Raw genomic sequence first — 19,670 nt, 5'->3', positions numbered from 1 at the left:
CGCAACCTACAACGAGACATTCGCAACGTCACTCGCAACCTAAGTCGAGACTTCGCAACCTTCACTGGGACCAGACAGCAATGGCCTACCTCGAGATCACACCGGCTCGTTAATTGGTAATACCACTAGACCTCTTACCTCTAGTGGGTTAGTGTCGTGCCATGGAGTTGATCGCGATCAAGCGCCGCTCGGCTGCCGACGAGGTGCACGACCAGCTGCTCAAGCAGCTCGTCGCGGGCGCCCCGCCGCCGGGCTCGCGCCTGCCGAGTGAGCGCAAACTGGCCGAGGTGCTGGGCGTTTCGCGGCCTGTGGTGCGCGAGGCGATTCAGCGCCTGGTCGCATCCGGACATCTCGATGTGCGGCAGGGGGACGGCGCTGTCGTCAACGACATCACGCGCACCGGCGGGCTCGACCTGCTGCCGCATCTGCTGGTCGACGCGCCCGAGGGGGCGATGGTGAATCCGTCGGTGGTGCGCAGCGTGCTGGAGGTGCGCGAATACCTCGGGCCGTGGATCGCGGAGCGAGCTGCGGCGCGCTCAGCGGAGAAGCTCTCCGGACCGCTGACCCGGGCACTCACGGACATCGAGCACGCGCAGACCGGCGCCGAGCAGCAACTGGCCGCCCTCACTTTCTGGGAATGCCTTGTGGTGGGCGCGGATTCGATCGCGATGACGCTGATCTTCAACGGGATGCGCCGGGTGTACCAGCCGATGCTGGCGGTGGTGGCCGACGCCGTCGCGGCCGCCGAACCTGTGGACGCCTATCGAAAGCTCGCGGCGGCAGTGACGTCCGGTGCCGCGCCGAAAGCGCGCCGGGCTGCTGCCGTCGTGCTCGGTGGCGCCACCGCGGTGCTCACGGATTTTCTCGACCAGATGGAGGCGCAGTGACGACCACCGGCACCCGAGGTGTGACCCTTGGCCAGGCGGCCCGCGAGTTCTGGCGCCATCCGACGCCGTGGATGATCCTGGCGCTGGTGCTTGGGTCGGTGGTCGCCCGCGTGGCGGTCGGTGGCATCGGTCTGGCCGACGTGTGGGCCCCGCTGGCACTGGTGCTGCTATTTCCGTTCGTGGAGTGGGTGATTCACGTTTTCATCCTGCACTGGCGACCGCGGAAGCTGGGCCGGATCACCCTGGACACACTCGTCGCGCGTGATCATCGTCGACACCATGCGAACCCCCGCGACGTCGACCTGGTCTTCATTCCGACGCCGACCCTGCCGTGGCTGATCGCGGCTATTGTGGCGCTGCCTCTGGGCATCGGCGCCGCGGCCGGCGTGCCCGTATCGGCCACGCTGTCGTTCATTGTGGTCGAGTCGCTGCTCCTCATGACCTACGAGTGGATTCACTACCTCGTGCATACCGACTACAAGCCACGGACCACGCTGTACAAGGCGGTGTGGCGCGGACATCGGTTGCACCACTTCAAGAATGAGCACTACTGGTTCTCGGTCACCACCTCGGGCACATCAGATCGGGTACTCGGCACCTACCCGGACCCCGCGTCGGTCGAGACGAGCCCCACGGCGAAGAATCTGCACGGCACGCTGAATTAGCCGCCCTTACAGGAGATGTCGACCCACACCGTGGTCATTTTCGTCCGATCGATGATGGCGCCCGAAGAATCGACGTTGTCGTTGCGCAGGCCCTCGATTCCGAGGACCTCGCATCCCGACCGCGGTAACGACACCGACCATACGGCTGATTTTGGGCATGCGAATACTCCGTTCGCGCGACCGCGCGGTTGTATTGCAGAGGATTTCGGGCGTCAGGCCTGAACGAACTGTTTGACGAAGGCGATCAGGTCGTCCTTCGGTGGCGGCACGTTGTACGGCTTGGTCTGCGTGTCATTGTCGAAAGACATGAACATCGGACATGTGGTGTCCGTGCCGGACAGCTCCGTGGTGGCGAGCTCCTTGCCGGTGGTGGCCACCCGCACCGTCACGGTGTAGGTGGTGGCGCGCAGGTCGACCTTGTTCGCGGTGGAGTGCCCGTTGTCCTCGTAGCCGGTGCATTCCTTCACGGACTGCTCGTCTTTCGTCTCAACGCACACGACGGTGTCGATGGCGGCATAGGTGTCGCGGTTCGCGTCGAACTGCACTGTCCAGTCCGCCGGCAGTGTGCTGGTGTCCTCGACGAGCGACTGGCCCACCGGGGTGAACAGAATCGTCTTGTGGAACGGCGCATCCGGGTTGTAGCGGGCGGCGCGTGACTGGGTTGCGCCCTGGCACACGGGCATGAAGTCCGCGCTGGTCAGCTTGGCGGCTGCGGGCGGCGATGTGGAGGGATCGAGAGCGGGAAGGGGCTTGGCGGCGTCGACGCGGGAGCAGGCGGCGAGATGGCTAAGGCCGACACCCGCGACCACGATGGTGGCGACGCGTATGCGATTGAGTTGGGGCACTTCGGTTTTCTTTCACCTAGAGACGAATTGCCGTGGGCTGGCTGCCATTGACAGATAGGCAGCCGGGTTACAGCCCACGGCAATGTCGTCGTCTCAGGTGAAGAGATCGGCCTCGCTCAGTGCAGAGTCAGCCAGGCCAGACTGCCCAGTCCGGCGACAAGGCAGTAAATCGCGAACGGCGTCAGCGTGCGGGTTTCGAAGTACTTCACCAGGAACCGCACTGACAGGTACGCCGCGATGAACGCAGCGGCACTACCGGCCAGCACCTGTCCGCCGATGCCGTCGCCGGCGGGGCCGAGCAGTTCCGGAATCTTGAGCGCGCCCGCGGCCAGGATCACCGGGGTCGCCAAGAGGAACGAGAACCGCGCGGCGTCTTCGTGGGACAGCCCTCGCAGCACGCCGGCGACCATGGTCGCGCCGGATCGGCTGATGCCCGGCAGGAGCGCCAGGATCTGGGCCGCACCGATGCCCATGGCCTCCGGGATCGGGAGGCGGGCCAGGCGCTCGTCGGACTCGTTGAGTGCTTCCGAATGTGCGGCGGCGGGCACCGCCGAGGCCGTGCGCCGCCGAAGTCGTTCACCCACAAAGAGAACGACACCGTTGATGGCGAGGAACGCGGCTGCCGGTACCGGCTTGCCCAACGTCGTGCGCAGCGCGTGATCCAACGCCAAGCCTGCGATACCGACGGGGATGGTGGACAGGACCAGCAGCCACGCGAGGCGCTCGGCGGAGGTGGTGATCTTCCGGTTCTTGATCGACGTGATCAACCCGCCGATCACCGCGAGCCAGTCTCGCCAGAAGAAGACGAGCAGTGCCAGCGCGGTCGCGACGTGCACGGCCACCAGGAACGCCAGGTACGGCGATTTCTCGGCCGTCATGCTCAGGTCCTGGGCCCAGCGACCACCGACCAGCGCCGGTACCAGGATCGAGTGGCCCAGACTCGACACCGGGAACAGCTCGGTGACGCCCTGGAACGCGCCGACCACGATAGCTTCGATGTAGTTGAGGCTCAAGGTAATTTGCCCTACTCGCCCTTGAACTGCGGCGGTCGCTTTTCGAACATCGCGGTGATGCCCTCGGTCAGATCCTTCGACGCGATGAACGCCGAGTTCCATGCCGCGACGTAACGCAGGCTGGCCGAAACCCGTTCGGTGCGTTGTTCGTCCAGCACGTCCTTGACGCCGCGCACGGTCAGTGGCGGGTTGGCGGCGATCTCGCGAGCGGTTTCGTGGGCGGCGGCCAACGACGCCTCGGCGTCGGCGAAGACGTCGTTCACCAGACCGATCTTCTCGGCGCGCGCAGCGTCGAAATCCTTACCTGTCAACGCCAATTCGCGCAGATGCCCGTCGTTCAGGATCAGCGGCAGGCGGGCCAGCGAGCCCACGTCGGCGACGATGGCCAGCTTGACCTCACGCACCGAGAACTTCGCGTCGGCGCTGGCGTAGCGGATGTCGACCGCGGAGATCAGGTCGACCCCGCCGCCGATGCACCAGCCCTGAACCGAGGCGATGGTCGGGGTGCGACAGTCGGCGACCGCGGTGATCGACTGCTGCATGGCCCGCAGCTTGGTATGGAAGTCGGCGCGCTCCTTCGCCAGTGCGCCGTCGGCCATCATCGGCGTCAGAGTGCCGCCCATCGCGGCCAGGTCCAGCCCGTAGCTGAAGTTGCGGCCTGATCCGGTGAGGACGATGGCCCGCACGTTCGGATCGGCATCCAGCGCCCCGAAGGCCACCGGCAGCTCGGCCCAGAAGGCCGGGCCCATGGCGTTGCCCTTGCCGGGGCCGGTCAGTGTCACCTGCGCGACGTGATCGTTGACCTCGACAGTGAGAGATTCGTAGGTAGCACCCATGAATCGGAAGGCTAGCCGGTGAACCTGGGCGTAGCGTCTCGCCTATGACGATTCCGTCCGATGTGATCGAGGCCGGCGAGGCCAGTCTGGATGTTCTCGAGCAGGTGCTCTCAGGTCTGGGGCCCGACGACGCAGCGCGGCAAACACCGTGCAGCGAGTTCGATGTGGCGGCGCTCACCGATCACTTGATGAACTCGATCACGGTGATCGGCGGGATCGCGGGCGCGCAGTTGCCTGAACGGGACGCGGCGGCGCCGATCATCGACCAGGTGAGTGCCGCCGCGCGGCCTGCCTTGGCGGCGTGGCGGACCAGGGGACTCGAGGGCACCGTCGCGGCGGGGCCGGGCGAGATGCCGGCCGTGCGGGTCGCCGGCATCCTGTCGCTCGAATTCCTCGTCCACGCGTGGGACTACGCGACGGCAGTCGGCCGGCAGGTGGAGGTCCCCGATGACCTGGCCGAGTACGTCCTCGGGATGACCAAGGCCGCCGTCAGCCCCGCGGCACGGGCAGCCGTCGGGTTCGACGATCCCGTCGAGGTCCCGGCCGACGCGAGCCCGCTCGATCAGCTGATCGGCTTTACCGGCCGCCGCGCCAACTGACGGCGAAGTCCAGGAAAAGGTCGTTCTCCGGCGGCACCGTGACGGTGACGCGGACGCCTTCCTGGCCGTAGGGCCGCACCAGGAGTTTGTTGTCGGCCGCGGCATCGACGAAGTCGACGGTGTCCTCGGAGCTCAAGGGCAGCCAGATGAAGTTGGCCTGCGAGTCGGGCAGCTCGAAGCCCGCCGCGCGCAGTGCGGCGCTGACCCGGGCGCGTTCGGCCACCACGGCGTCGGTCCGGGCCAGCAGCTCGTCGGCGGCGTCTAGGGACGCGATGGCTGCGGCCTGGCTGATGCTGGTCGCGGTGAACGGCACGTACACCTTGCCCAGCGCCGTGACGATGTCTTGGTGCGCGACGGCGTAGCCGACCCGTAGTCCGGCCAGGCCGTAGGCCTTCGAGAAAGTGCGGAGCACGACGACGTTCGGGTGCCCCCGCACCAGTGCCAGGCTGTCCGGGAGCAGGCCGTCGCGGATGTACTCGACGTAGGCCTCGTCCAGGACCACCAGGATGTGCGGTGGCACCTTGGCGACGAAGTCGGCCAGCTTGACCGGATCGACGACTGTTGAGGTGGGGTTGTTGGGGTTGCAGACGAAGATCAGCCGGGTGCGGTCGGTGATCGCGGCCAGCATGGCGTCCAGGTCGTGCGTGTGATCGGTGAGCGGGACGGGGACGGGCGTCGCGCCGGCGGTGCGGACCTGAAGCGGGTAGATCTCGAAGCTGCGCCAAGCGAACAGCACCTCGTCGCCGACGGAGGCGGTGATCTGGATGAGCTGCTGGCACAGGCTCACCGACCCGCAGCCCACCGAAATCTCGTTGGGCGCGAACCCGACATAGGCGGCCAGCCGCTCGCGCAACGCCGCATAGCCGTTGTCCGGATAGCGGTTGATGTTGTCCATCGCATTGACGATGGCCTCGCGGACGCTGGGCAGCGGTCCGTCGACGGTTTCATTGCTGGCGATCTTGATGGCGCCGGGCACTGTGCGGCCGGGGGTGTAGGCGGGCAGGGCGTCCATCTCGGGGCGCAGGCGGGCGGTCACCCGGGACAGTCTAGGTGTCCGGCAGATGGCGCCCTGGCGTCGCGCTTTGCCTTTCGCGGTGTTGACTGTGTACCGTATGCCCTCGGCGGTTCCGGGGTGTAAGAGTCCGGTACCCTCGGATCGTTCAGGAGGCGTGCCAGAGCGGCCGAATGGGACTCACTGCTAATGAGTTGTCCCCCTTACAGGGGACCGGAGGTTCAAATCCTCTCGCCTCCGCCACATAACTTAATAGTTGTAACCATGCGCCCGTAGCTCAACGGATAGAGCATCTGACTACGGATCAGAAGGTTAGGGGTTCGAATCCCTTCGGGCGCACAATCACTACAGGCCAGGAGCATTGCTCCTGGCCTGTAGTTCGTCTATGAGCGGTTTAGATTCCGGCGACGTGGACGAGTTGACCGACGAGTGCCGTCACCAGCATGGCCAACCCACCGCCGATGACGACGCGGAGCGCGGGTCGGAGCAGCTTGGTTCCGGCAATCCACGCGCCCAAGACTCCCGCGACGGCCAGGCCGATGACGGTCACGGCCACGATGAGCCACAGTTTGGTGGTGGGTGTGGGTGCGAGCAGCCCCAGCAGAGGTATGAGGCCACCGACGAAGAAGCTGGCCGCCGATGCAGCGGCAGCTTGTACTGGCCGGGCAGCGGTGATGTCGGAGTGCCCGAGTTCATCGCGTAGGTGTGCCGCCAATGGATCGGCGTCGTGCAACGCGTGTGCGACTTGGTCCGCGAGCTCAGCGGGTAGACCGCGGTCGCGGTAGATGCCGGCCAACTCGGCGAGTTCGGCATCCGGGTCGGTCGCCAATTCGTGCGTTTCTTTGGCGCGATCGCCCCGTTCCACATCGACTTGCGAGCTCACGGAGACGTATTCACCAGCGGCCATAGCCATGGAACCAGCGGCCAGCCCGGCGATACCTGCGGTCAAGACGCTCGTGGCCGCGGCGCCACTGGCCGCGACACCGACCATCAGGCTGGCCGTGGACACCAGACCATCATTGGCGCCCAGTACCGCGGCCCGCAACCAACCGGCATGTGCGCCGCGGTGGGCTTCGGAATGCGGATTGACCATTTCGAAAAAGCTCACAGATATCTCACCTCTGTCGTCGGATCACCTGGCACGTTCGCAGGTTCGCGCCCAGGACGGCTAGGGCATAACGGCTCCATCGATGGAAGTGCGCATCGACTGGGTGGTGGGGTCCTACGGCCCTAGATGCGGCGTGAGCGCCCTGGTGGACTGGGCCAGACGTGCTGCCTTCGATTCTGCCTTGGATCGAGCGCGGGTATGGCAACGGTGGCGCGGCCGAAAGGACAGTCGTGCGAGGCGAGACGAAACAATCAATGAACCAATGGATTTCGCGGCTGCGCCCGTTTGTCGAACCCACGATCGTGGTGCTGACGGTGGCCGCCCTCGCCGGCGGCGGGGTTGCTTGGCTGACCGGATGGCGGTCTGTCGCTGATCGATGCTGGATCGCCGGCACGGTGCTGGCCGTGGTGCCGGCTGTGGTGTGGGTGGTGATCGCGTTGCGACGAGGGCGGCTCGGGGTGGACGTGATCGCGGTACTGTCCCTCGTTGGCACGCTGCTTGTCGGTGAGTATTTGGCGGGTGCGCTGATCGCGGTGATGCTGGCCGGTGGCCGCGCACTGGACGCGGCCGCCACGCGGCGGGCCTCCCACGATCTGCGGGCTCTGCTCGAACGTGCGCCGCGATTCGCGCGGCGCCGGATCGGCACGACGGTCAGTGTGATCCCGCTCGATGACGTGGTTGTCGATGACCTGCTGGTCGTCGGCCCGGGCGAGGTGGTCCCCGTGGACGGCCGGGTTCTCGATGTGGTGGCTGTGCTCGATGAGTCGCTGCTGACCGGCGAACCCCTGCAGGTCGAGCGTGCTGTCGGCGAGCCGGTCCGCAGCGGTGTGGTCAATGCGGGCGGGGCATTTGAATTGCGAGCGACGGCCACCGCTGAGGCCAGCACCTACGCCGGCATCGTCCGGTTGGCCGAGCAGGCCGGTGCGGAAAGCGCTCCGATCGTGCGCTTGGCCGATCGGTACGCCGCGTGGTTCTTGCCGCTGGCGCTGGGGCTGTCGGTAGTGGCGTGGCTGGCCAGCGGCTCGGCAGTGCGTGCGGTGGCGGTGCTGGTGGTGGCTACTCCGTGTCCGTTGCTACTGGCAGCGCCGGTGGCGATCGTGTCGGGTTTGTCGCGGGCATCGCGCACCGGGGTGATCATCCGCAGCGGCGGCGCGTTGGAAAACCTGGGACACGCAACAACTTTGGTGATGGACAAGACCGGAACCCTGACCATGGGCCGCCCGGTTGTGGTCGACGTGATCGCCGGACCTGGCAACGAGGCGACCAGCTTGCTGCAGCTGGCGGCGTCGGTGGACCAGTTCTCCCCGCATGTGCTCGCCGAGGCCATCGTCACCGAGGCGCTGGCACGTGGACTGTCGTTGTCGTTGCCTACAAACGTGGTCGAAGAACCGGGTCGTGGGGTGACGGTCACCATCGAGGGCCGTCGCGTCTCCGTCGGCAAAATTCCGGTCAGCAGCGTGACCAGCGACTGGGGGCGTGGCGTGGTCAACCGGGCCAGCCTGGACGGTGCCGCGATTGCCTGGGTGAGCATCGACGGTGAACTGGCCGGCGCCGTCTTGTTGCGGGACCCGTTGCGCCGCAGGGCACCACGCACGATGCGCCGACTGCGCAAGGCGGGTTTCGACCGGTTGGTCATGCTTACTGGCGACCGGCCCGAGCCCGCCCGCGAGGTCGCCACGGTGCTCGGACTCGATGAGGTCTACGCCGAACAAACCCCGGCGGACAAGGTTGCCGCAGTGCGCGCCGAACGCCAACGTGCCGTGACGGTGATGGTCGGTGACGGCATCAACGACGCACCCGCACTGGCCGCGGCGACGGTGGGGGTGGCGATGGGCGCCCGCGGCGCCACCGCATCTTCCGAAGCTGCCGATATCGTCTTGACCACCGATCGGGTCGACCGGCTTGCAGATGCGATGGACATCGCCCGCTGGTCGCGACGCATCGCTGTGCAAAGTGCGGTGGTCGGGATGAGCTTGTCGCTGCTGGCGATGGTGATCGCCGCCCTGGGGTGGCTACCGCCGGCCGCGGGCGCTCTGCTGCAGGAAGGCATCGACGTCGCGGTTATTCTCAACGCACTTCGTGCCTTGCGGGCCAACCCTCAGACTGCCGTGGAACTACCCATCGAGACCGAACAGCTGCTACTGCACTTTGCGGCCGAACACGACGAGCTGCGCGACACCTTGGGCCAGCTGCGCGAAGCCGCCGACCAACTCGCGGCAACTCCAGATGCGAAGGCATTGCAGTCGCTGATGTCGATACGCAGTCTGCTGTCGGACCGGATCCTGCCTCATGAACTGGCCGAGGAAAACGAGCTGTATCCCGCGTTGGCGCGGCCGCTCGGCAGCGATGAGGCCACCGCCACGATGAGTCGCACTCATGCTGAGATTCAGCGGCTCTCCGATCGTGTCACGGCCCATGCCGGGCTCGCCGAATCGGCCGGCACGATCCAACCGGATCAAGTCGATGACCTATTGGCGTGCCTGTACGGCCTGTACGCGCTGCTGCGCCTGCACTTCGCCCAGGAAGAAGAAAGCTACTTCACCCTTGCGCAGGACGACCCGGCGGCCAAAGATGCGACTGCGGTGCGGCCCGGTTCCGCAGCGGCGCGCTGAGCCCACGGGATAAGCCCGGGATAAGTAGGCGCCGCGGTCACGGACAAGCGCCGGCAAGCGCGGCAAGGTTAGCCATTCCTTGAAGCACAAAGTCGTTCGCCGTGGTGACCAACGTCGCCTCTAACGCCGACATTGCGCCCTCGAATCGTCGACGGACTGCACCGACGATAGCGATGTGTTGTGTGGACAGCGAAAGGGATAACACTTGTGGACACGTTGTTTGGGCTGCCGGGCCATCCGTTGTTGGCGCACGTGGCGGTGACAGCGATTCCCGTCGCTGCGGTGCTGACGGTGGTCATCGCGGCGTTTCCGCGGGTGCCGGCGCTGGTGAAAATCACCACGCTGGCGCTGGGCACCGTCGCGCTGGCCGTGGTGCCGTTCATGGAGTCCTCTGGCAAAGCGCTCGAACACAAGGTGACCGAGACGCCGGCTGTGGAGCTCCACACCGAAATGGGAGAAACGTTGCTGCCGTGGGTAATTGGTCTATTCGCGATCATCGTCGTGATCCTGATGGCTGATCGCTGGTTGCGTCGACCGCAGTCGAACGGGTCAGGCGCGGTAAGCGTGCCGCGTCAGCGCACCCCGATGGGGCGGGCGGTGACCGCGGCTGCGGCCATCTCAGCAGCGGTGGTCGCCACAGGCACTCTGGTGCAGACGGTCCGTATCGGTCACAGCGGCGCGCAGGCCACCTGGTCGACCCCCGCGCCTGCCGTTCCCGCTCCTGGCTCGGGCGGCGCAGGTGAGCAGGAACAAGGTGAACACTGACCAGAGCCGCCGCGCAACTCATACAAATTCATTCCCGCGAAAATATCTGCGGTTCAATGTAATTAAAGGAGAACCGATGCTTCCTTTCCGCCGTTCGTCTATCGTCGCGTGCGCTGTGCTGATGCTGCCGGTAACCGCATGCGCCGGCCAATCGACCCCATCGGGCGCTCCAACCACGTCGAGCACCTCCGCGCTGGCCGAATCCACACGGGCCAATGCCCTGACCGCAATGCATGGCGAAGCGATGGCTCACGCGAAGTATCTGGCATACGCGGCGCAGGCTCAGCAGACAGGGCGCGCGCCGGCCGCTGAGCAATTCACCAGCGCAGCAGAAACCGAATTGCGCGATCATTTCGCTCGCGAAGCCGACCTCATCGGACTAGGCGGAAACCTGTCCGAGAACCTACGCGACGCGCTGAGCGGCGAAACCACCGAAGCCACCAACATGTACCCTGAATTCGCCAAACAGGCTACCGCGGAACATGATCCGGCTGCAGCTGCGCTGTTCACCGACATCGGCTCCGATGAGGCCACGCACGCCAGAGACTTCAGCACCGCCCTGACCTCCGTCACCGGCGGCCAGGGCGCGCCACCGGTACCCGGTGGCGCGCATCCCGCCCCGGAGGCGATTACCGCGGGACCGCCGCATGCGTCGGGTGCGACATTGGACAACCTGCGCTCCGCGATGCAGGGTGAGGCCTTCGCTTACGCCAAGTACATGCGCTACGCAGACCAGGCCCGCCGGGACGGTAACTCCGCAGTGGCACAACTGTTCGCCAGTACCGCCGCCATCGAACTCAACGAGCACTTCGCCTCCTTGGCCAACCTGGCCGGGCTGGTCGCTGCCAGCACCAACGCCAACCTCACCGACGCCATCAACGGCGAACAACACGAGGCTGACGTCATGTATCCGGACTATGCGCGCCAAGCCGATGCGGCGGGCAACCCGCAGGCCGCCGGCCTCTTCCGTGAAATCGCCGGCGACGAAAAGACCCACCAAAAGGCGTTCCAAACGGCACTGACCACCTCATGAACCCGCCGCGGGACACCCGCCACACCACCCGGCGGACCCGCGGCACCCTGACCAGCGGGCTGGCATTCGTTCAGATCTGCTGGACGGCCTACCGGGCTCCACACGAAGGCCCAGGGGGTATCGCGCGACGACAGCAGCAGCGCCTGGAACACCTCGTCGCATATGCCCGCGCACAGTCGCCCTACTATCAGCAGCTGTACCGTGATCTTCCCGAATCGCTTTGCTCGACAGCTCAATTGCCGACGGTCAGCAAGACCGATCTGATGAATCACTTCGACGACTGGGTAACCGACCGAGCCGTCACCAAGGCCACCGTGCAGGAGTTCCTGGCCAATGCGGACAATGTTGGCCACGATTTTCTCGGACGCTACGTCGTGTGTACGACCTCGGGTGCCACCGGTGTGCCGGCGATACTTCTGCACGACCATTTCGCGTTGATGGTCTACAACGTCTTGGGCTACCTGCGTTCGTTGCCGGCGGCGCTGATGACACCCCGAGATATCTGGGCACTGTTGCGGCGACGTGCCCGACTGGCGGCGGTGTTTGTCACCGGTGGACATTTCCTGGGCAACACCATGATGGCTCGACGCATCCGTGCGCTGCCATGGCGCGCCAAGACTCAGCGCCTGTTTTCCGCTTTGTCGCCGGTACCGCGACTGGTGCACGACCTCAACGCTTTTCAACCCGCAGTCCTGGGTGGCTATCCGAGCGCGCTCGAGACGTTGGCCAGAGAACAGCAAGCCGGGAGGCTGCATATCCGCCCCATCCTGATCAACGCCGCGGGTGAAACGCTCACCACCACCGCACGCCGGCTCATCGCAGCCGCTTTCGGCTGCCGAGTCGGCAACTACTACGGCTCATCCGAAGCCATCGGGTTGACCTACGAATGCCGGGCACAGCGACTGCACGTCAACGCCGACTGGTACCTCGTTGAGCCCGTCGACGAACACAACCGCGCGGTACCGCCGGGCCGGCTCTCCGATGGCGTGCTGGTGACCAACTTGGCCAACACAATTCAGCCGATCATTCGCTACCAGATGGGCGACCGCGTCGCGATCGACCCCGATCGGTGTCCATGCGGCAGCCCTTTTCTCTCCATGCGGGTGGTCGGGCGCACCGACGACGTCCTGACGTTTCCGACCGAAGCGGGGGAACCGGTTCGCATCCTGCCGCTCGCGGTCGCGACGGTGGCAGAGGGGATCCATGGGGTTGCTGCCTGCCAGTTCGTTCAGCGCACACCGTCGACGCTCACCGTTCGCCTCGCCACCGACGACGACGCCGATGAGCGGCAGGTGTGGTCCGCACTCCGAGAGCGGCTGGCCGCCTTTCTCACTCAGCATGGCGCCACCACCGTCACGATCGAGAAAGCAGCAGAGCCACCCGCCCTGCACCCTCGCAGCGGAAAATTCCGGCAGGTGTATTCGGAGCTGACGGCACAACATGACGCGGGACGCAGCTAGGCGTCCCGGTTGAATCGGTGACAGCGGATGATGCTCAAGGTGCGGCGACGTCAAGTTCGGCGTACATGCCCGCCGCGTAGTGCCCGGCGATGTTGCAGATCAGCTCGTAGCGCCCCGGTGGCAGGGCCAGGGTGGTCCAGCCGGTGGACTGTGGGGCAATGCCGTACTCGGGCGAGTTTTCTTGGCCTTGGTCGGCGCCGCAGGTGCGGGAGGCTTCACCCAGGCTGCCTGCCTCGTCCACGCGGCCGTCGGGGCCGCTGACACGTTGCCCGGGTAGCTGGCCGGCAGGCAGCGGCAACACCACCATTTCGTGGGCCACGGTGCCGGTGTTGTCGACACGCAACGATATCTGACCGGCCGGGATCAGGTTGGGATACACCATGATTCGCATCATGCCCATACCGGGCATCATGTGCTGGCCCATCATCGGATATCGGCCCATCATCGACCGGCCCCACGGACCCATCATCGGTCCCATATCCGTGAGATTGACCTGAGTCACGGTGCCGGGCAACGCCGGTACCGAACATGTTGGGGCAGAAGGATATTGTCGCCATCGGCCGGGGTACGCCACCGCAGTGGCGGCCAATCCAAGGATCAGCGACGTGGCTGCGATGGCCACCACCGACCACGCACGGTGGGCGCGCCACGTAGCCATGGTCAGCGGTGCTCGCGCAGGGCGGTCATGCGCCGCCGGTATTCGTCATCATCAATCTCGCCCCGGGCCAGGCGTCCACCCAAGATGTCTTCCGCGGCCGGGGTCCGCGGCGCGGCACCCGCGTCCCGAGGGGCACCGCTGAGGTAGCGCACCACGAGCACCGTCGCGGTGATCAGCATTGCGAAGAACAATGTGAACACCACAGCGGTGCCGACCCAACCCCAGCCGCCATTCCACATCCAGCCGTTGCCGCCCCAGCCGCACATCTGCCCATTCCCTTCCCGGCGCCCGTCACGAACTCCGTCCGCAATCGAAACGATTCACCGGAGCGTCAACGCTTTCTAGAGTCCAATGGCCGGCCCCGCAGGGCCCATGGTCGTCAGCCGCCGTCGCGATACGGGCGTCGGGCAATCTGGCCGCGAATGCCGCCCTGACGTGCGCGTTCGGCGCTAAGCTGCCGGTCATGTCGCCGGCGACCACGTCTGCACAGGCCCTGGCGCGTCGCCAACGGGTGTTGACGGTCGCCGCCCGGATCGGTGCTGTGGTGGCCGCCTTTCTCGGCGTCCTGTCGATGCTGGCGGGTGAGGCCGGCATCTGGATCGGGTGCCTGGCCGTCCTGTCCACGCCGGCCTACCTGATGATGCCCAGGCTGTACCGCTACGGCGAAGTCGTCGCACCGCTGACCTTCATCGGCATCGCCTATTTCGTCACGACCCTCGTGACCGCCTATGTCGGAAGGGGAGCCGGTCAGCAGTTGTACTTCCTCGTCGCTGCAGCGCTGTTGGTGGTCATTCTCGGAATCGACCACGTCGTACTGGCATCGGGAGTCGCAGCAGTGGGTGCAGCAACGAGCATCGCACTGCAGTTCCTGGTACCCGCGGATACCGGCGTCCAGCCACAGTGGGCCACGACCGTAGGGTTCGTCATCTCGGTGGTTTCCTCATGGGTGCTCGTGATTGCCACCATCGGGTACGCGATGCGCGAAACCGCCCGCGCCGAAACAGCTTTGGCCGGCGAATACGAACGCTCAGAGTCGCTGCTGGCCAACATCCTGCCGGCGAAGGTCGCCGAGCGGCTGAAGGATCCCCACCGGGACGTCATTGCCGACCGGTACGACGATGCCTCGGTGCTGTTCGCCGATATCGCCGGATTCACCGAGCGGGCAAGCGCTACCTCGCCCACCGATCTGGTCAGATTCCTGGACGCCTTGTACACCGACCTGGACACCCTGGTGGACCGTCACGGACTGGAGAAGGTCAAGACGAGCGGTGATTCCTACATGGTCGTGAGCGGGGTGCCGGAACCACGACCCGACCATCTCCAGGCATTGGCGTGCCTGGCTCTGGAGATGGTCGATGTGGTCGCCGAGTTGACGGACCCTGATGGCCGGCCGGTGCCGCTGCGGATCGGGCTGGCCTCGGGCCCGGTGGTGGCGGGTGTTGTGGGCGCCCGCAAGTTCTTCTACGACGTGTGGGGTGACGCGGTCAACGTCGCGGCGCGAATGGAGACCACTGACGTCGTAGGCCGAATCCAGGTGCCGCAGAACGTTTATGAGCGGCTCAAGGACGCTTTCGTGCTGGAGGAGCGTGGGGCGGTCGAAGTCAAGGGCAAAGGCGTGATGCACACGTGGTACCTGACGAGCCGCCGCGGTGGTTCAACGCACTGACCGGGATCGGTTGCGGCCGGCTACGCCGCAGCCTGCTCCAATTCATCGAGCGCGTCGCGGGAGTAGACCGCCAGGCGCTGCAGGTGCGGCATGGTGTCGCGGCAGCCGATGAATCCGAGGATGACCTTGTCGGTGTAGCCGACCAGGGTGATGTTCAGGCCGTAGCCGTCGCACAGGAAGGACACCGGGGCGATCAGTTCCAGCTGGGCACCGCCGAGGTACAGCGGCTCTTTGGTCAGCACCACGTTGGACACGGTGAGGTTGAACAACGGCGGAATCTTGGTGAGGGCACCGGTCTTCTGGCCGATGGTCAGCGGCAGCAGACCCATCAACGTGTAGTGGTTCAACGCATTTGGTGACATCGCGAGCAGTTCCTTCTTGCCGCGCGTGGTCGAGGCATTGATCACTGCCAGCCGCTGTAACGGGTCGGATTCGGTTGTCGCCAAAGGGCAGACGAATCCGGCGGCGGCATTCAGGGTGTCCTCGTCCCGCTCCCAGCCCACCGGCACCGAGGCGGTCAGGGTTTCGTCGGGTAACTCACCCTGCTCGTCGAGGTAGCGGCGCAAGGCGCCTCCGCACACGGCAAGCGTGACGTCGTTGACCGTCGTCTCTGTGGCTTTGGCGATGGTCTTCAGGCGGGACAGTTCGAGCACCTCGACCGCGAGGCGGCGCTGAGGCGTGAGCGTCGCGTTGAACGGAGCCCGCGGGGTGCCCAGCGTGGCGCCCACGTGGCTGTTGGCGCCGCCGATCATCCCGACCAGATTCTTCACCAACTCGGCCGAACCGGTGACGCCATCCGCGGCCCGGTTCCACAGCTCGTACGCGACCGACGCGAGCCGGTTGCGGTCGGGCACCTCGGCCTTCGGTCCGGCCTCGGACAGCGGTACGTAGCGGTCGGGTTCGGTGCTCAACCATTTCTTGATGGTGTTGATCGCGCCCATGCCGTCCACCGCGCAATGGTGGGCCTTGAAGTAGATCGCGAAGCGACCGTCGCACAGGCCTTCGATGAAGTGCGCCTCCCACAACGGCCGGTGCATGTCGAGTGGGTGCGCGTGCAACCGGGCGACCAGTGTGCCGAGGTCGGCCTCACTCCCTGGATACGGCAGCGCCGACAGGCGCACGTGGTACTCCGGGTCGGGGTCGACGGCGCGCCACTCGGGCAGCAGACCGTCGACCACTTCGCTGTCGAACGGGAACGGCAGAAACGAGAGTCTGGAGAACACTTCGTAGAGGCCGCGGACGTAATCGGGGCCGGCGCCGTCGGGCAACCGGAATGTCAGCAGGGCGCCGATGTGCATCGGCGTCCGGTCGGACTCCATCCGGTAGAACATGGTGTCGACAGCACTCAACAACCGCATGGCAGCACTATGGCAGCTTCGCCAGCTGGAATGCGACGAAATCCACCACCAAGTCCACGCCTGACGCGAATACTTCGTCCCGATCGAACCGGGCCAGAAAAGGAGCGCACGCAACGACTTCCGGTAGCGAGGAACTTTCGAGTTCCGCCTGCCGGGACGCGATGTCGGCCGGATTCGCGCTGCCGAACGTGGGGCCGGCCGACACCTCGCGAAGCAGCATCCCGACGACCGTCGCCACAAGTGCGCGTGTGAGCCGCACGGCGTGCTCGGGGTCCGCTCCGGCCCGCCGCAGGATGGACAGCAGGGCGTCGACGGGCGCGAGCCCGGCCGGCGACGACATCTGCCGCGTCAGAACGAGAGTCGCGGCTTCGGGATGCGCGAGTGTCACCCGCCGAAACGCGTAGGCGAGGGCCCGCAGATCGGTCCGCAGTTCGCCGGTGGGTGCCGGTGGCCGCAGCTGTCCCAGCAGATGTTCGGCGACGGCGTCCAGCAGATCGTCCTTGTCGGCGACATGGTGGTACAGGCTTTTCGCGTCGACGCCGAGTAGTCGGCTGACCGACCGCATGCTCACCGCGGCGATGCCGTCATCGTCGATCACGGTCAGCGCCGCCTCGCGGATGGTCGATCGGCTGAGCTGTGCCAGGGCTTTTGGCGGCCGTCCGCGTCGAGGCGCTGAGGTGGCCGCGTTCATGGGCCCATTCTCACCCAGACTCTTGCGAATTTCCACACCGTGGGATTACTCTCGATTTAATCCCACGGTGTGGAAATAACTTGTAGCTGGAGGAGACGTCATGACGCACCGCTTCGCCATTCCTTCCATCGAGGTATTGCAGGCTCGCGAGAAGCTCGTCCTCGACCACTTCCACGACGAGGTCCGCCAGGACTGGGACGACGTACTGGCCACCTTCCCGCATCCGCACTACGAGATCATTCCGACGCTGACCGTCCACGACGGCGACGCCGATGTGCGTGGCTACTACCACGACACCCGGGTCGCGTTCCCCGATCAGGACCACGAGATCATCGCGCTGCGCCACAGTGCCGATGCGGTGATCGTCGAATTCTGGCTACTCGGAACACATCTCGGTCCGCTGGGCGGTATCCCGGCCACCGGATCGCGGCACCGCACGAGGATGACGGCATATTTCGTGTTCGATGAGGACGAGAACCTGGTGGCGGAACGCATCTACTTCGACACGCTGACAATGCTGAAACAGCTTGTGGGCGGCCTGAATCTGCGTGATCCACGAAACTGGCCCACGGTCATCCGGGGGCTGCGCGGCCTGCTGGCCATGTCGAGTCAGCCCGACGCCCGGCTCATCGATACCGCGCCCGCCAACCTGACATGAGAGTCCACCACCTGAACTGCGGCACCATGCACCCGCGTTTCGTCCCCGACGGGCTGGTCTGCCACATCTTGCTCGTGGAAACGCCCGGCGGTCTCGTGCTTGTCGACTCCGGGCTGGGGCTCCGCGACGCCGAGTCACCGGCCAGCCGTTTCGGCCCGGCCCGCTTCTACGTCCGTCCGGTCTTCGATCCGAATGAAGCCGCCGTCAACCAAATCCGCCGGCTCGGATTTCAGCCCAGCGACGTTCGGCACATCGTGATCACCCACTTCGACGCGGACCACGTGGGTGGCCTCGCCGACTTCCCTTGGGCGCAAGTTCATCTCACCGACGCCGAGGCATTCGCCGCGCTGCACCCCAAGACGCTGGTGGAGAACCGGCGGTACTTAGCGGCCGGCCACGGGCACGGCCCGCTCCTTGTCGAGCACTCGCCGTCGAGCGCCGAGTCCTGGCGCGGATTCCCGGGCGCCAAAGAACTGACCGAGATCGCCGACGGCATGGTCTTGATCAGCCTGCCCGGGCACACGCGTGGGCACGCCGCGGTGGCGGTCGACGCCGGAGACCGCTGGATTCTGCATGCCGGTGACAGCTTCTACCACCACGGCCAGCTCGACGGCAGCGCCACGGCGCCCCGTGCCCTGCGGCTGATGGAACGCTCAGTCGCTTTCGACTGGCGGCGGGTCCAGGCGAATCATCAACGCTTGAGCGAACTTTGGGCTGCGGATGAACCCGATCTATGCCTCGTCAACGCCCATGATCCGGAGCTGCTGCGGCGAGCCGCCGGCTAGGTCTGGCCCAGGGCGTCCCGCCGGATTGCGCGGCGATGGCTGGCCGGACCGGCGCCGAACCAGCGGCGGCATGAGCGCGTCAGCACGCTCTGCTCGGCGTAGCCGAGCTCGCGAGTCAGGTGAGACAGGGTCATGTTGGTATCGCGAAGGTAGTGCTCGGCAGTTCGCCGGCGGACGTCGTCCAGTAACTCGCGGAATGGCGCTCCTTCGTCGGTGAGCCTGCGCTGCAAGGCTCGTGGATGCATGTTGAACTGGCCGGCGATCAGTTCCAACGTGACGGTGCCGGTCGGCAAGAGTTGGCGGACCATCGTTCGCACTGACGTCGAGAAACCTGAGTCGCGAGCGGTGATCAGTTTCAGATATTGGACGACGGCCTGGTTCGCGAGTTGATCGTGGTTGAGATGCTGCGCGAGATCGGTTGTCCGCAAGGTGAATCCGGCGGCCTTGGCACCGAAGCGTGGCGGGCAGCCGAAGTAGCGCCGATAGTCGTCCTCGGGCGTCAGTGGCTGGTGTGGAACGTGGACGTCCAACGGCGTATAGCCGGTGCCGATCATGAGTCGGAGCACGCGAAGTGTGACGCCGAGGGTCAGTTCTGTTGATTGCGTTATCGGCGGCGATCCCTCGAGCAACAATCGAAACTCGAAGAACGCCCGCCCGGGGTCGTCCAGTTGCGTGACGGTGGTGGAAATCGCCGGGCTGTAGGCCGCCATGAAGTTCTCGAAGATGGCGAACGCGTCGGCGACTGTGGCCGCGGTGCGGGCTGCGACCCCGACCGGCCCGAGGATCTCGATGCCTTGTCGCAGGGCGAGCCGGCGCCCGAAGTCCGGTGTGGCAGTGGCGACGGCGGCGGATTCGACGGCAGCGGCCACACCTTCAAAAGGGATGAAGACCTCGTATTGGTCGACGTCTCGGGGCTCGATGCCGGCAGTGCGAAGGAGCTCCACCGGATCGCCGCCCAGCTCGTGAACGAGCCGCGGGTAGTTCGACAGCGATGTTCCTCGCACGACGGACATGGCATC

The 19,670-nt window shown here is 65.8% G+C and carries 20 protein-coding genes and 2 tRNA genes; 12 read left to right on the top strand and 10 right to left on the bottom strand.

The genetic code is table 11. From position 1 onward, the window contains the following. The first annotated feature begins 161 nt into the window (after positions 1–161). Positions 162–887, top strand: coding sequence for a FadR/GntR family transcriptional regulator (locus AC3WTE_RS13830; protein WP_492438244.1), 726 nt, complete (start codon positions 162–164; stop codon positions 885–887). Further along, positions 884–1,552 carry a sterol desaturase family protein gene (locus AC3WTE_RS13825; protein ID WP_492438242.1) on the top strand — a complete coding sequence of 223 codons (669 nt, stop codon included), beginning with the start codon at positions 884–886 and terminating at the stop codon, positions 1,550–1,552. Before AC3WTE_RS13830 ends, AC3WTE_RS13825 begins: the two co-directional genes overlap by 4 nt. 212 nt (positions 1,553–1,764) lie before the next feature. On the opposite strand, the gene AC3WTE_RS13820 is transcribed toward AC3WTE_RS13825, so the two are convergent. The 3 genes from AC3WTE_RS13820 to AC3WTE_RS13810 form a co-directional block, all read right to left on the bottom strand. Further along, the gene (locus tag AC3WTE_RS13820; protein ID WP_492438240.1) at positions 1,765–2,397 is read right to left on the bottom strand and encodes a hypothetical protein; all 633 of its coding nucleotides are present in this window, start codon (positions 2,395–2,397) and stop codon (positions 1,765–1,767) included. A 116-nt stretch (positions 2,398–2,513) separates the two neighbouring features. Next, positions 2,514–3,416, bottom strand: coding sequence for an undecaprenyl-diphosphate phosphatase (locus AC3WTE_RS13815; protein WP_492438290.1), 903 nt, complete (start codon positions 3,414–3,416; stop codon positions 2,514–2,516). Positions 3,417–3,421: 5 nt separating this feature from the next. Next, positions 3,422–4,246 carry a crotonase/enoyl-CoA hydratase family protein gene (locus AC3WTE_RS13810; RefSeq protein ID WP_492438238.1) on the bottom strand — a complete coding sequence of 275 codons (825 nt, stop codon included), beginning with the start codon at positions 4,244–4,246 and terminating at the stop codon, positions 3,422–3,424. Between the two features lie 44 nt (positions 4,247–4,290). Between AC3WTE_RS13810 and AC3WTE_RS13805 the strand changes: the two genes are divergently transcribed. Then, complete coding sequence (locus tag AC3WTE_RS13805) at positions 4,291–4,845, top strand: TIGR03086 family metal-binding protein (protein ID WP_492438236.1); 555 nt, start codon at positions 4,291–4,293, stop codon at positions 4,843–4,845. Here AC3WTE_RS13805 and AC3WTE_RS13800 read toward each other — a convergent pair. Beyond that, positions 4,823–5,881, bottom strand: a complete 1,059-nt coding sequence (locus AC3WTE_RS13800; RefSeq protein ID WP_492438234.1) for a pyridoxal phosphate-dependent aminotransferase — start codon at positions 5,879–5,881, stop codon at positions 4,823–4,825. The genes AC3WTE_RS13805 and AC3WTE_RS13800 overlap by 23 nt on opposite strands. 127 nt (positions 5,882–6,008) lie before the next feature. On the opposite strand from AC3WTE_RS13800, the gene AC3WTE_RS13795 reads away from it, so the two are divergent. Together AC3WTE_RS13795 and AC3WTE_RS13790 are read left to right on the top strand one after the other, a co-directional pair. Then, positions 6,009–6,100, top strand: a tRNA-Ser gene (locus AC3WTE_RS13795). A 23-nt stretch (positions 6,101–6,123) separates the two neighbouring features. Then, a tRNA-Arg gene (locus AC3WTE_RS13790) sits at positions 6,124–6,196 on the top strand. A 55-nt stretch (positions 6,197–6,251) separates the two neighbouring features. On the opposite strand, the gene AC3WTE_RS13785 is transcribed toward AC3WTE_RS13790, so the two are convergent. Beyond that, the gene (locus AC3WTE_RS13785; protein WP_459367336.1) at positions 6,252–6,965 is read right to left on the bottom strand and encodes a VIT1/CCC1 transporter family protein; all 714 of its coding nucleotides are present in this window, start codon (positions 6,963–6,965) and stop codon (positions 6,252–6,254) included. A gap of 254 nt (positions 6,966–7,219) precedes the next feature. Between AC3WTE_RS13785 and AC3WTE_RS13780 the strand changes: the two genes are divergently transcribed. From AC3WTE_RS13780 to AC3WTE_RS13765, 4 genes are all read left to right on the top strand, one after another. Then, positions 7,220–9,577 (top strand): heavy metal translocating P-type ATPase, encoded by a 2,358-nt coding sequence (locus tag AC3WTE_RS13780; RefSeq protein ID WP_492438232.1) that lies wholly within the window; start codon positions 7,220–7,222, stop codon positions 9,575–9,577. 207 nt (positions 9,578–9,784) lie between these two features. After that, on the top strand, positions 9,785–10,342 hold the full coding sequence (locus tag AC3WTE_RS13775) for a hypothetical protein (RefSeq protein ID WP_492438230.1): 558 nt from the start codon (positions 9,785–9,787) through the stop codon (positions 10,340–10,342). Positions 10,343–10,418: 76 nt separating this feature from the next. Continuing rightward, a complete protein-coding gene (locus AC3WTE_RS13770) occupies positions 10,419–11,375 on the top strand; it encodes a ferritin family protein (RefSeq protein ID WP_492438228.1) in 957 nt (318 codons plus the stop codon). Next, on the top strand, positions 11,372–12,835 hold the full coding sequence (locus AC3WTE_RS13765; RefSeq protein WP_492438226.1) for a phenylacetate--CoA ligase family protein: 1,464 nt from the start codon (positions 11,372–11,374) through the stop codon (positions 12,833–12,835). The genes AC3WTE_RS13770 and AC3WTE_RS13765 overlap by 4 nt, the downstream gene beginning before the upstream one ends. A 34-nt stretch (positions 12,836–12,869) precedes the next feature. Here the strand turns inward: AC3WTE_RS13765 and AC3WTE_RS13760 are convergent, their stop codons facing one another. Together AC3WTE_RS13760 and AC3WTE_RS13755 are read right to left on the bottom strand one after the other, a co-directional pair. After that, on the bottom strand, positions 12,870–13,493 hold the full coding sequence (locus AC3WTE_RS13760; protein WP_492438224.1) for a sulfocyanin-like copper-binding protein: 624 nt from the start codon (positions 13,491–13,493) through the stop codon (positions 12,870–12,872). Positions 13,494–13,495: 2 nt separating this feature from the next. Next, positions 13,496–13,759, bottom strand: a complete 264-nt coding sequence (locus AC3WTE_RS13755) for an SHOCT domain-containing protein (RefSeq protein ID WP_492438222.1) — start codon at positions 13,757–13,759, stop codon at positions 13,496–13,498. A 197-nt stretch (positions 13,760–13,956) separates the two neighbouring features. Between AC3WTE_RS13755 and AC3WTE_RS13750 the strand changes: the two genes are divergently transcribed. Further along, positions 13,957–15,159, top strand: a complete 1,203-nt coding sequence (locus tag AC3WTE_RS13750; RefSeq protein ID WP_492438220.1) for an adenylate/guanylate cyclase domain-containing protein — start codon at positions 13,957–13,959, stop codon at positions 15,157–15,159. A 20-nt stretch (positions 15,160–15,179) separates the two neighbouring features. Here the strand turns inward: AC3WTE_RS13750 and AC3WTE_RS13745 are convergent, their stop codons facing one another. Together AC3WTE_RS13745 and AC3WTE_RS13740 are read right to left on the bottom strand one after the other, a co-directional pair. Further along, the gene (locus AC3WTE_RS13745) at positions 15,180–16,517 is read right to left on the bottom strand and encodes a WS/DGAT/MGAT family O-acyltransferase (protein ID WP_492438218.1); all 1,338 of its coding nucleotides are present in this window, start codon (positions 16,515–16,517) and stop codon (positions 15,180–15,182) included. Positions 16,518–16,524: 7 nt separating this feature from the next. Then, positions 16,525–17,208: a TetR/AcrR family transcriptional regulator gene (locus AC3WTE_RS13740; RefSeq protein WP_492438216.1), complete on the bottom strand. Its 684-nt coding sequence runs from the start codon at positions 17,206–17,208 to the stop codon at positions 16,525–16,527. A 100-nt stretch (positions 17,209–17,308) separates the two neighbouring features. Here AC3WTE_RS13740 and AC3WTE_RS13735 point away from each other — a divergent pair, with 100 nt between their 5' ends. Then, positions 17,309–17,866 (top strand): ester cyclase, encoded by a 558-nt coding sequence (locus tag AC3WTE_RS13735; RefSeq protein WP_492438214.1) that lies wholly within the window; start codon positions 17,309–17,311, stop codon positions 17,864–17,866. Then, positions 17,863–18,651, top strand: coding sequence for an MBL fold metallo-hydrolase (locus AC3WTE_RS13730; protein WP_492438212.1), 789 nt, complete (start codon positions 17,863–17,865; stop codon positions 18,649–18,651). The genes AC3WTE_RS13735 and AC3WTE_RS13730 overlap by 4 nt, the downstream gene beginning before the upstream one ends. Here AC3WTE_RS13730 and AC3WTE_RS13725 read toward each other — a convergent pair. Then, a complete protein-coding gene (locus AC3WTE_RS13725) occupies positions 18,648–19,664 on the bottom strand; it encodes an AraC family transcriptional regulator (protein WP_492438210.1) in 1,017 nt (338 codons plus the stop codon). The two genes, AC3WTE_RS13730 and AC3WTE_RS13725, sit on opposite strands and share 4 nt — an antisense overlap. Positions 19,665–19,670 lie beyond the last annotated feature (6 nt).

The organism is Mycobacterium sp. FW102-FHT13B02 (assembly GCF_058790275.1).
This window is presented reverse-complemented; position numbering and strand designations above follow the sequence as displayed.

Bases quoted from the DNA above. Each gene is read 5' to 3' on its own strand.
- AC3WTE_RS13830 (WP_492438244.1), top strand. From the start codon at position 162: ATGGAGTTGATCGCGATCAAGCGCCGCTCGGCTGCCGACGAGGTGCAC.
- AC3WTE_RS13810 (WP_492438238.1), bottom strand. From the start codon at position 4,246: ATGGGTGCTACCTACGAATCTCTCACTGTCGAGGTCAACGATCACGTC.
- AC3WTE_RS13805 (WP_492438236.1), top strand. From the start codon at position 4,291: ATGACGATTCCGTCCGATGTGATCGAGGCCGGCGAGGCCAGTCTGGAT.
- AC3WTE_RS13780 (WP_492438232.1), top strand. From the start codon at position 7,220: ATGAACCAATGGATTTCGCGGCTGCGCCCGTTTGTCGAACCCACGATC.
- AC3WTE_RS13770 (WP_492438228.1), top strand. From the start codon at position 10,419: ATGCTTCCTTTCCGCCGTTCGTCTATCGTCGCGTGCGCTGTGCTGATG.
- AC3WTE_RS13765 (WP_492438226.1), top strand. From the start codon at position 11,372: ATGAACCCGCCGCGGGACACCCGCCACACCACCCGGCGGACCCGCGGC.
- AC3WTE_RS13760 (WP_492438224.1), bottom strand. From the start codon at position 13,493: ATGGCTACGTGGCGCGCCCACCGTGCGTGGTCGGTGGTGGCCATCGCA.
- AC3WTE_RS13755 (WP_492438222.1), bottom strand. From the start codon at position 13,759: ATGTGCGGCTGGGGCGGCAACGGCTGGATGTGGAATGGCGGCTGGGGT.
- AC3WTE_RS13750 (WP_492438220.1), top strand. From the start codon at position 13,957: ATGTCGCCGGCGACCACGTCTGCACAGGCCCTGGCGCGTCGCCAACGG.
- AC3WTE_RS13745 (WP_492438218.1), bottom strand. From the start codon at position 16,517: ATGCGGTTGTTGAGTGCTGTCGACACCATGTTCTACCGGATGGAGTCC.
- AC3WTE_RS13740 (WP_492438216.1), bottom strand. From the start codon at position 17,208: ATGAACGCGGCCACCTCAGCGCCTCGACGCGGACGGCCGCCAAAAGCC.
- AC3WTE_RS13735 (WP_492438214.1), top strand. From the start codon at position 17,309: ATGACGCACCGCTTCGCCATTCCTTCCATCGAGGTATTGCAGGCTCGC.
- AC3WTE_RS13730 (WP_492438212.1), top strand. From the start codon at position 17,863: ATGAGAGTCCACCACCTGAACTGCGGCACCATGCACCCGCGTTTCGTC.
- AC3WTE_RS13725 (WP_492438210.1), bottom strand. From the start codon at position 19,664: ATGTCCGTCGTGCGAGGAACATCGCTGTCGAACTACCCGCGGCTCGTT.